The sequence below is a fragment of the Streptacidiphilus cavernicola genome, assembly GCF_042510955.1.
Taxonomy (GTDB): Bacteria; Actinomycetota; Actinomycetes; order Streptomycetales; family Streptomycetaceae; genus Streptacidiphilus; species Streptacidiphilus cavernicola.
On the sequence record NZ_JBHFAB010000038.1, the window covers coordinates 43495 to 53163 of the forward strand.

Sequence of the window (9669 nt, forward strand, 5' to 3'; positions counted from 1 at the left end):
CGTCCTTGCTTTCGCCCCGTTCGTCGCATCACTCACGAGAGGGTTCTTCTCCGGTGAACCTCCGAACCGTCACCAGGGGGGACGCCGCTGTCGCAGGCGCCGCGCTCCTGCTGTTGATCTCCTCGTTCCTGCCCTACTACAGCGCCAGTGACTCGTACGGATACGGGACGAGGACCTTCACGGCGAACGCCTGGCACTCCTCCTTCTTCCCGCTGCTGCCCTCGGTGTTCCTGCTGGGCGTGATCGCGGCGGCGCTGATCCTGCTCGGACGGCTGCTGCCGCAGGACCCGAAGCCCGCGGGCATCCCGCTGGGCCACTGGGGCACGGTGCTCGCCGTTGCCGCGTTCTGGGGCGCGCTGTGGTCGCTGTTCGGAGGCGGGACGGGCACCGGACACGGCTTCGGCGCCTACCTCGCGCTGCTGTTCTCCCTGGTGCTGGCCGGTGCGGCGGTGGCCGGCCCGCTGCTCCCGCCGCTGGCCGAGCCGCTGCTGCCGAACGCGCCCGCCGGAGCCCCGGTCGGCCCCGGCGGCTACCCCGCCTACGGGCAGCCGCAGCCGGGCCAGCCGGGCCAGTACCCGTACCCGCAGCAGCAGTTCCAGCACGGCGAACCGGTCCAGCAGGCGCAGCCGGGCCAGCCGTTCACCGGTCCGCAGGCTCCGGCCGCGCCGCAGCAGGGCGGCGCGTTCGGCCACCCGCAGGCCGCCGCGCCTCAGGCGCCGTCCTACGGCGGCCAGTTCGGGGCAGCGGCGCCCGCGCCCACTCCGCAGGACGCCCCGCCGGCGCAGTACCAGGCGCAGGCTCAGGACCACGGCCAGGACGACCAGCCGGACCACGCCACCGCGATGCTGACCCCGGCGATGAAGCGTCAGGCCGCCCCCGAGCAGGCCGAGTCCGCGGCGCAGGCGCCCGACCTGGCCAAGGCCGAGCCCGCCGCAGCTGCTGCCGCCCCGGTCGCCGCGGCAGCGGCCGGGTCCGAGTCGGAGCCGTCCGCCGCCCCCGGCTTCGCCCCGTTCTGGTTCGCGGTCCCGGCCGTGCGCTCGCTCGCCCCCGAGGAGAACTCCGGCGGCCAGCCCGTCGGCGAACTCGTCCCCGGCACCTGGTACCTGGCGATCGCCCAGCGCGGCGACGCCCTGCTGACGCAGACTCAGGAGGGCAAGCGCGGCCTGCTCTCCGACACCAGCGGCATCCAGCGCGGCTAGTCGGGGCGTTTCCTCTGGATCACCCAACTGACCAGAGCAGGTGGACGGTGGCGGTCTCGTGGGGTGACGAGACCGCCACCGTCGTCTGCGCGGCCCCTGCCGCCTGCCGCACGATCGCCTTCCCGAGCCGTGGTCGGAGCTCTTGCCTCCGGTGACCGCCGTGGTCACCATGACCGCGGGGCCCACTGCGGGCCGACAGGGGAGCGCCGCGTGCTGCACATCCACTTCACCGACTCGGATCTCGCACACACCCGGGTCGCGAAGGCCCCGGACCCGCTCTGGGAGATCGCATTCAGCATGCACCGGCTCCAGACCGATCAGGGCCGGTGGGCCTTCGCCGACTGGCGGCGCGCCGTCAGTGGCCGCGTGCGGGAGCAGGGGCTCCGCCCGGTCCTCTCCACGGTCCTGCTGCCGCTTTTCCCACGCACGTCGTACTTCCCGGACTTCCTGACCCCGCAACTGGCCTCGGAGGGCCTGGATGCCGGGCTGGAAGCCGTCATGGCCACCCCCGACCAGCAGGTCCGGCACGAGATCGGCCTGCTCGACCAGGTCGCCGGGGCGCCCGCCTGGACCCGGCGACTGTCCGAACGGGACACCCGCGAGGCGCTGGTGCAGGCGCTCCGCGCCTACCACCGGGCCCTGATCGACCCCTTCTCCGAGCAGATACAGGCGCATCTGGAGGCCGATCGCGCCGTCCGCCTGCGCGACCTGCTCAACGGCGGCGTCCCGGGCCTGCTCCAGGGGCTCGCGCCGCTGATGCAGTGGCGGCCCCCGGTGCTGGAAGTCCCCTACGTGGCCGGTCGGCACCACCTCCATCTGGACGGACGCGGCCTGCTCCTGCTGCCGTCCTACTTCTGCTGGGGCAATCCGGTCAGCCTGGCCGACCCCAGCCTGCCTCCGGTGCTCGCCTACCCGCTCAAGCGCCGGCTCCTCCCCGACGCGACCGCCGACCGGGACCGGACGCCGCTGGCCGTGCTGCTCGGCTCCAGCCGGGCGACCGTGCTGCGCTCCGCCGCCCAGGGCGCCACCACCGGGGAGTTGGCTCGGGCCGCGGCCATCTCCGCCCCGGCCGCCAGCCGTCACGCCAACGCCCTGCGGGAGGCGGGCCTGATCACCACCCACCGCCACGGCGCCTGCGTCCTGCACACCCTCACGCCGCTCGGCGCATCGCTGCTCCGCGGCGCCGCCGCCCAGTGATCCGGTGATCCCGGGTGATCCCGCAGACCTGGGAAAACTGCGTCTGACCTCGGCTTTTAACCCTGGAGTACACGGCATGGCCGCTTCGGGACCGCCCGTGCTGGAATGACCCCGCGCGATCTCGCGACCATCGAGTCGCCTCGGAAAAAGCGTGGGAATTCACCGGATCCGGGGCTCGAAAGAGGAGAAACGACATGGCAGTGGAAACAGGCACCGCGACCCGGCGACCGCGGCGGTCCCGCGGACGGCGCGCGGTCGGCCTCGCGCTCGGTTCGGCCCTGCTCGCCGTCGCGGGGACCTGCGCGACCGCGGGCACCGCGCAAGCCGCCGACTCGTACCAGAGAGTCAGCACGGTCAGCCTGTCGGGCCGGACGATCACGCTCTGGCTGAACCTGAACAACCACCAGTGGCACGCCGAGATCTCCGGCGCCATCGAGGACAACTACGTCCACCTCGACTACACCAACAACCCGCTCACCATAGACACGGACCTCTACCTCATCGCCAGTGCGACCGTGCCGAGCGGCTCGACCTACGCCAACACCAGCGACCACGCGTACACCTACGCCCGTGCCTGCGGCTTCGTCGGCGACAGCGACAAGTGCACCGGCTGGTACCAGCCCTGAGCCGTTTCCCCGCGTCGTGCGGAGCGGGCCGGGGACAGCCCTCCGCTGCCTCGGCCCGCCCCGTCGCCGCAGCCTCGTCCGGTACGGCTGTTGTGGCCTCGTGGCGGGCAGCCTACGATCCCCCCAGTACAACTGACGGTCCATCAGATATTGGGGGTGCCCACCATGCGGCTAGGACTCGCGCTCGGCTACTGGGGTGCGGCGCCCACCCCCGGGTTCGTCGACCTCGCGGTCGAGGCCGAACGCCTCGGCTATGACTCGGTCTGGACCGCCGAGGCCTGGGGCTCCGACGCCTTCACCCCGCTGACCTGGATCGCCGCCCGCACCAGCCGGATCCGGCTGGGCACCGGCATCGCCCAGATGGCCGCCCGCACCCCCACCGCCACCGCGATGCACGCGATGACCCTGGACCACCTCTCCGGCGGGCGGCTGCTGCTCGGCCTCGGCCTGTCCGGGCCGCAGGTGGTCGAGGGCTGGTACGGCCGCCCGTTCCCCCGCTCGCCGCTGACTGCCGTCCGCGAGTACGTGGACGTGCTGCGCCAGGTGCTGCGCCGGGAGAAGCCGGTGACCCTGGACGGGGCTTACCACCCGCTCCCCTACCCCGGCGCGGACGGCACCGGGCTCGGCAAGCCGCTGAAGCCGATCCTGCACCCGCTGCGGTCCGACCTGCCGATCCTGCTCGGCGCGGAGGGCCCGAAGAACATCGCGCAGACCGTGCGGATCGCCGACGGCTGGCTCCCGCTCTACTTCTCCCCCACCCCCCGCGACGCCGACCTCTACACCGGCCCGCTGGCCGCCGCCGCGCCGGGCTTCACGGTCGCGCCGCTGGTGCACGCCCGGGTCTGCGACGACGTCGCCGCGGGCCTCGCCCCGATCCAGGCCATGCTGGGCTTCTACATCGGCGGCATGGGCGCCCGCGGACGCAACTTCCACGCCGACCTGATGGCCCGGATGGGCTACCAGGCCGAGGCGCACCGGATCCAGGAGCTGTTCCTGGACGGCCGGACCGCCGAGGCGATCGCCGCCGTCCCGCCCGCCTTCGCCGACGAGATCTCGCTGGTCGGCCCGCGCGAGCGGATCGCCGACCGGCTCCAGGCCTGGCGGGCGAGCCCGGTCACCGACCTGCTGCTGACCGCCCGCGACCCGGACACCCTGCGCATCCTGGCCGAACTGGTGCTCTGACAAAGCTGCTGACGGTGTCTCAGTCGAAGGTCAGCCCGTCCAACCACAGCTCCGCCAGCTCGGCGTCGCCGAGGCACTCCACCGCTCCGGCGCCGTCCGGCAGCCGCTTGTTGAGCAGCAGCATCAGCTCTGCCGCCGGGCCGCGCAGGACCGCGTCGCCCTTGGCGTGGCCGGGCTCGTAGCCGAAGCCGTCCGGGGTGCGGCGCAGCAGCCACTCGCCGGGGACGTCGGTGCAGTGCAGGTGCAGCGTGCCGCCCTCGCCGCGCAGCTTCTCCCGGCGGGGGAAGGCGTTGGCGGACGGGGCCCCGGCGTTGTGCAGCAGTTCGTCGATCGAGTCCGCCGCCAACTCCGGGTCCACCGGGCCGATCCCGTCGACCGCCAGCTCGGCGTCGATCCGGTGCACCAGCAGCTCGTGCGCCATCCGCCGGGCCCACCAGCCGGTGTGCTGCTCCCTGGCCCAGCCCCAGACCTCCGTGTCGGGGCCCTGCTCCCGGAGCAGGCCGACCAGGACCAGCGAGCCGCGCAGCAGCCAGTCGGCCTGTCCGGCCGGGTCGTCCGGGCGCGCCCGGTCCGGCAGGTCGCTCCAGTCCACCCGCTGCCGGGTGCCGCTGCGCACGATCTTGGTCACCCAGCGGTGCACCAGCCCCTGATGCCGGACCAGTTCGGCCAGATCCCAGTCCGGGCAGCTGGGCACACGCGCCGCCAGGTCGCCCCGGGCCACCGCCGCGGCGAAGGAGCGGGCCTCCGCCTCCATCGCCGCCAGATACCGCCCGTGGTCGAACGCCGCCACCCCCGCCGCCCCCGCTGTCGTGGCTGTCACTACCGGCTCTCCTTCCGCTCCGCAGGCCCAGCACGCTAGCATCCGCCGCTCGCGGGGCGGTTTGCCGGTCCGGATCGCGGCAATACGCCGACCATGACTGGACTCGTACGTATGATCGGAATCGCGCTCTACCTATGCGCGTTGATCCTGGTGATCTGGTTCGTTCTCTACCTCTTCGACGCCAACAACGCCAATGACGTCGTCCACTGGTTCCACCAGGCCGCCGACTGGCTGTCCGGCTGGTCCCACGGGCTGTTCAACAGCGTCCACAACAGCAAGTTCCGTGCCCTGCTGGTGTTCGGGCTGCCGGCCCTGGTCTACGGCGCGGTCGGCAACGTCCTCGGCCGCACCGGCGAGCGGGCCTGACGGCCCGTCAGCGAGCTTCGGCGGCGCAGCACTCGTCGGCAAGACCGGTCGGCAGCAGCGCCCCGCCAAAGACCGTCGTGGTCGCCTCGTCCCCACCGAGCGCGGCCACGGCGAGCAGCAGCGCTCCGGCGGTCCAGGTGGTGCGCTCCTCCGGCCAGACCGCGTCGTCCTCGAACACGTACCCGGTCCAGTAGCCGCCGTCCTCGTGCCGCAGGTGCTGGATCGAGCGGAGGATCTCCACCGCCCGGTCGGACTCGCCCACCGCCCAGAGTGCCAGGGCCAGTTCGGCACTCTCGCCGCCGGTCACCCAGGGGCGGTCGGAGACGCAGCGGACGCCGAGGCCGGGCACCACGAAGCGGTCCCAGTCCCGCCTGATCCGCTCCTCGGCGGCGGCGCCGCGCAGCGCCGTGCCCAGCACCGGGTAGTACCAGTCCATCGAGTAGCGGTCCTTGTCCAGGAACGCCTCCGGGTGTCCGGCGACCGCGTGGCCGAGCCGTCCGGCCGCCAACTCCCAGTCGGGCTGCGGTTCTTCGAGGCACTCGGCGATGGCGAGGGCGCACCGCAGCGCATGGTGGACGCTGGCGCAGCCGGTGAGCAGCGCCTCGTCCGGCACGCCCCCGTCCTCGTCCCGGCGCCAGGCCACGGTGCCGTCGGCGCGCTGCAGGTCGAGCACGAACTCGACCGCGCGGCTGACGGTGGGCCAGACCTGTTCCAGGAAGGTGTCGTCGCCGGTGGCGAGATGGTGGTGCCAGACGCCGACGGCGATGTAGGCGCAGAAGTTGGACTCCCGGTTGCGGTCCGTCGGCACGCCGTCGGTGTAGGCGGAGTACCAGGAGCCGTCCGGGTTCTGATGCCGCATCAGCCAGCGGTAGGCGGCCTCGGCGGCGGCGTGCTCGCCGGCCACGTCCAGGGCCATGGCGGCCTCGGTGTGATCCCAGGGGTCGAGGTGGCCGCCGGTGAACCACGGGATGCCGCCGTCGGCACGCTGCTCGGCGAGGATGCTGCGGACGGTGGCGGCGGCCTGGCCGGGGTCGAGCACCCCGGGCAGCACCAGCACGTCGGGCACCGCGACCGGCCCGGTCCCCCCGGTGACCCGCCCCCCCGTCACCCGTCCACCCGCACGCCGTCGGCCGCCGCGCCGTCGAGGCCCGAGCCGTCGAGGCCCGCCCCGTCCAGCCCGCGGCCGTCGTGCGGCTTGGTGGCGTAGGCGACGAAGCTCTTGCCGATCAGCGGGTTGAGCGCGCTCTCCGCCGCCCGGGTCAGCGTGCTGATCACCGGGGTGCCGACGATGTCCCAGACCAGCAGCTGGTGGTAGGCCTTGACCGGCAGCGCCTTGTCGTTGTCCACGCCGACCGCGCACTTGATCCACCAGTACGGCGAGTGCAGCGCGTGCGCGTGGTGCTGCCCGTACGGGGTGAGCCCGGCACCGCGCATCTTCTCGACCAGCTCGTCACCCCGGTAGATCCGGATGTGGCCGCCCTCGACCTCGTGGTAGGCGTCGGACAGCGCCCAGCAGATCTTCTCCGGCAGCCAGCGCGGCACGGTGATCGCGATCGAGCCGCCCGGCTTGAGCACCCGGACCATCTCCGCCAGCACGCCCTTGTCGTCCGGGATGTGCTCCATCACCTCGGAGATGATCACCTTGTCGAAGCTGTCGTCGGGGAACGGCAGCGCCAGCGCGTCGCCCTCCATCGCGGTGGCGGACGCTCCGGCCGGGGCCTCGCCCTCCTGCTCCATCGCCGTGAACCAGCGCTGGACCTCGCGGATCTCCTCCGCGTTCTGGTCCAGCGCGACGACGCGGCCACCGCGCCGGTAGACCTCGAAGGCGTGCCGGCCGCCACCGCAGCCGAGGTCGAGCACCCGGTCGCCGGGGGCGATCGGGAATCGGGAGAAGTCGACGGTCAGCACAGTCGCTGGGCTCCATTCACGTCGTTCGGTGCACGGGAAGCAGGGCGGGAGGCAGGGTGCCGCGGGCAGGGCGTTCGTTCAGACGTAGCGCCAGCCGTCACCCGCGCGGGCACGCTGCCCGACGCCGGTGGCGATGGCCTCGCGGTAGCGCTCGGCGGTGAGTTCGGCGGCGCGCTCCCAGGTGAAGCGAGTGAGTACGCGCTCACGTCCGGCCGCGCCGATCCGGGCCCGCAGCGCGGGGTCGTCCAGCAGCAGGCCGAGCGCGGCGGCGAGCGCGCCGGAGTCGCCCGGGGGGACGGCCAGACAGGTCTCGCCGTCGGGTCCGGCCACCTCCGGGATCGCTCCGCCGGTGCTGGCGACCAGCGGTGTGCCGGTGGCCATCGCCTCGGCGGCGGGCAGCGAGAAGCCCTCGTAGAGCGACGGCACGCAGGCCACCTCGGCGCTGCGGACCAGGTCGACCAGGTCCGCGTCCGTTATTCCGCCGCGGAACTCCACCGCCCGTTCGAGCCCGAGCCGGCGGATCGCCTCGGCGACCGGCCCGTCCTCGCGCCGCCTGCCGACCACGACCAGGTGCGCGTCCCGCTCGGTGCGGACCTTGGCCAGCGCCTCGACCAGGTGGACCAGGCCCTTCAACGGCACGTCCGCGCTGGAGGTGGTGACGATCCGTCCGGGCACCACCGGCACCGAGGCGTCCGGCGACCACAGCCGCACGTCCGCGCCGATCGGCACCACGTGCACCCGTTCCGGGCGGACGCCCAGGTGCTCGGTGATCTCCCGGCCCGAGCTCTGCGAGACCGTCAGCACCGAGTCCAGCCGCTGGGCCACCCGGCGCTGCATCCGGGTGAAGCCGTACCAGCGGCGGACCGAGAGCCGCCGCTTCAGGCTGTCGGCGGCGGCCAGGTCCAGTTCGCGGTCCACGGTGATCGGGTGGTGGATCGTGGTGACCAGCGGGAAGCCGATCCGGTCCAGGCCGAGCAGGCCGTAGCCGAGGGTCTGGTTGTCGTGCACCACGTCGTAGCGCCCGCGGTGCCGGGCCAGGTGCTGCCGGGCCCGCATGCTGAAGGTCAGCGGCTCGGGGAAGCCGCCGCTGCGCATGGTCGCGTACTCGACCACGTCGGCGAGGCTCCGGTACTCGCTCGGACGGGGGTTACGGAACGGGTCCGGTTGGCGGTACAGGTCCAGGCTGGCGATCTCGGTGAAGCCGAGCCGGCCGGGGCCGTCGGTCTCGTCCAGCACCGGGTACGGCTGCCCGCCCAGCACCTCGACGTCATGGCCCAGCCGGACCAGCTCACGGGAGAGATGGCGGACGTAGACGCCCTGGCCGCCGCAGAAGGGGTTGCCCTTGTAGGAGAGCAACGCGATCCGAAGCGGCCGGTCCGCGGGCGCGGCGTCCCGCACAGCACTGGTCACCTGGATGCTTCTCCTCTGTCGTCCCGGCTCAGGGTAATCTAGAACACGTTCCAATGATGCGGAGCACGGAGACCCGAGATTACCGGTCCGTAGGGATCCGCCTCCGCACGAGGCGGGTGATTCGCGCCACCACCCGACTCTGCGCCATCATGCGGAACACGACATGTCCAGTGCCGCCGGCAGCAGCGGACGGCAGGCGAAGTACCCGACCGTGGGGAGCGCCCGATGACGACCAGCCCCAGGCCGCCCGCCGCGCCGCCGCTCACCGAGCGGCAGGAGGCCCGGCGCCGCCGGATCCTGCACACGGCGGCGCAGCTGGCCTGCCGCGGCGGGTTCGACGCGGTGCAGATGCGCGAGGTCGCGGAGACCTCCGGGGTCGCCCTGGGCACGCTCTACCGCTACTTCCCCTCCAAGGTGCACCTGCTGGTCGCCACGATGCAGGACCAGCTCCAGCTGATGCAGGTTCAGCTGCGCAAGCACCCGCCGTCCGGGGCGACGCCCGGGGCGCGGGTGACCGAGACGCTGATGGGCACCTTCCGCGGGCTGCAGCGCGAACCGCAGCTGGCCGAGGCCATGGTCAGGGCGCTGACCTTCGCGGACCGCTCGGTCAGCGCCGAGGTGGACCAGGTCAGCCGGCTCACCGCGGTGCTGATCACCGAGGCGATGGGGCTGGACCACCCGCCGAGCCGGGACCAGCTGGCGGCGGTCCGGGTGATCGAGCACACCTGGCACTCCGCGCTGGTCACCTGGCTCTCCGGCCGGGCCTCCATCGCCCAGGTCCGCATCGACCTGGAAACCGCGTGCCGACTGCTCTGACGCCTGCGGCGTCTGCCTGGTTGTTCGCGCAGTTCCCCGCGCCCCTGGGGGCTGCAACCGACCCACCGTGGGCAAGTTGCACCCACCCAGGGGCGCGTTCCAGGTGATGCCGTAGTCCTTGCGGCTGATCACGTGCGAGCCCTCG

Annotated in this window: 10 protein-coding genes; 6 read left to right on the forward strand and 4 right to left on the reverse strand. The window is 73.0% G+C overall.

The annotated features are described in order from the left end of the window. The first annotated feature begins 53 nt into the window (after positions 1–53). The 4 genes from ACEZDE_RS32575 (at position 54) to ACEZDE_RS32590 (ending at position 4204) form a co-directional block, all read left to right on the forward strand. Positions 54–1199 carry a DUF5336 domain-containing protein gene (locus ACEZDE_RS32575; protein WP_380544368.1) on the forward strand — a complete coding sequence of 382 codons (1146 nt, stop codon included), beginning with the start codon at positions 54–56 and terminating at the stop codon, positions 1197–1199. Positions 1200–1409: 210 nt separating this feature from the next. Next, positions 1410–2396, forward strand: coding sequence for an ArsR family transcriptional regulator (locus ACEZDE_RS32580; RefSeq protein WP_380544371.1), 987 nt, complete (start codon positions 1410–1412; stop codon positions 2394–2396). A 194-nt stretch (positions 2397–2590) separates the two neighbouring features. Then, positions 2591–3022, forward strand: a complete 432-nt coding sequence (locus ACEZDE_RS32585) for a hypothetical protein (RefSeq protein WP_380544374.1) — start codon at positions 2591–2593, stop codon at positions 3020–3022. 165 nt (positions 3023–3187) lie between these two features. Then, entirely contained in the window at positions 3188–4204 is a 1017-nt protein-coding gene (locus ACEZDE_RS32590) for an LLM class F420-dependent oxidoreductase (protein WP_380544377.1), read from the forward strand. 19 nt (positions 4205–4223) lie between these two features. On the opposite strand, the gene ACEZDE_RS32595 is transcribed toward ACEZDE_RS32590, so the two are convergent. Continuing rightward, positions 4224–5024 carry a maleylpyruvate isomerase family mycothiol-dependent enzyme gene (locus tag ACEZDE_RS32595; protein WP_380544380.1) on the reverse strand — a complete coding sequence of 267 codons (801 nt, stop codon included), beginning with the start codon at positions 5022–5024 and terminating at the stop codon, positions 4224–4226. A 111-nt stretch (positions 5025–5135) separates the two neighbouring features. Here ACEZDE_RS32595 and ACEZDE_RS32600 point away from each other — a divergent pair, with 111 nt between their 5' ends. Then, positions 5136–5390, forward strand: a complete 255-nt coding sequence (locus ACEZDE_RS32600) for a hypothetical protein (RefSeq protein WP_380544383.1) — start codon at positions 5136–5138, stop codon at positions 5388–5390. A 7-nt stretch (positions 5391–5397) separates the two neighbouring features. Here the strand turns inward: ACEZDE_RS32600 and ACEZDE_RS32605 are convergent, their stop codons facing one another. From ACEZDE_RS32605 to ACEZDE_RS32615, 3 genes are all read right to left on the reverse strand, one after another. Then, positions 5398–6498 carry a prenyltransferase/squalene oxidase repeat-containing protein gene (locus tag ACEZDE_RS32605; RefSeq protein WP_380544386.1) on the reverse strand — a complete coding sequence of 367 codons (1101 nt, stop codon included), beginning with the start codon at positions 6496–6498 and terminating at the stop codon, positions 5398–5400. Continuing rightward, positions 6495–7298 (reverse strand): class I SAM-dependent methyltransferase, encoded by an 804-nt coding sequence (locus ACEZDE_RS32610; RefSeq protein ID WP_380544390.1) that lies wholly within the window; start codon positions 7296–7298, stop codon positions 6495–6497. The genes ACEZDE_RS32605 and ACEZDE_RS32610 overlap by 4 nt, the downstream gene beginning before the upstream one ends. Before the next feature lie 78 nt (positions 7299–7376). Continuing rightward, the gene (locus tag ACEZDE_RS32615) at positions 7377–8708 is read right to left on the reverse strand and encodes a glycosyltransferase family 4 protein (protein ID WP_380544393.1); all 1332 of its coding nucleotides are present in this window, start codon (positions 8706–8708) and stop codon (positions 7377–7379) included. 225 nt (positions 8709–8933) lie between these two features. On the opposite strand from ACEZDE_RS32615, the gene ACEZDE_RS32620 reads away from it, so the two are divergent. After that, positions 8934–9524: a TetR family transcriptional regulator gene (locus tag ACEZDE_RS32620; RefSeq protein ID WP_380544396.1), complete on the forward strand. Its 591-nt coding sequence runs from the start codon at positions 8934–8936 to the stop codon at positions 9522–9524. Positions 9525–9669 lie beyond the last annotated feature (145 nt).

What these genes read in the sequence shown, in the direction of transcription:
- ACEZDE_RS32620 (WP_380544396.1), top strand. Translation starts at nt 8,934, where the DNA reads ATGACGACCAGCCCCAGGCCGCCCGCCGCGCCGCCGCTCACCGAGCGG.
- ACEZDE_RS32600 (WP_380544383.1), top strand. Translation starts at nt 5,136, where the DNA reads ATGATCGGAATCGCGCTCTACCTATGCGCGTTGATCCTGGTGATCTGG.
- ACEZDE_RS32585 (WP_380544374.1), top strand. Translation starts at nt 2,591, where the DNA reads ATGGCAGTGGAAACAGGCACCGCGACCCGGCGACCGCGGCGGTCCCGC.
- ACEZDE_RS32590 (WP_380544377.1), top strand. Translation starts at nt 3,188, where the DNA reads ATGCGGCTAGGACTCGCGCTCGGCTACTGGGGTGCGGCGCCCACCCCC.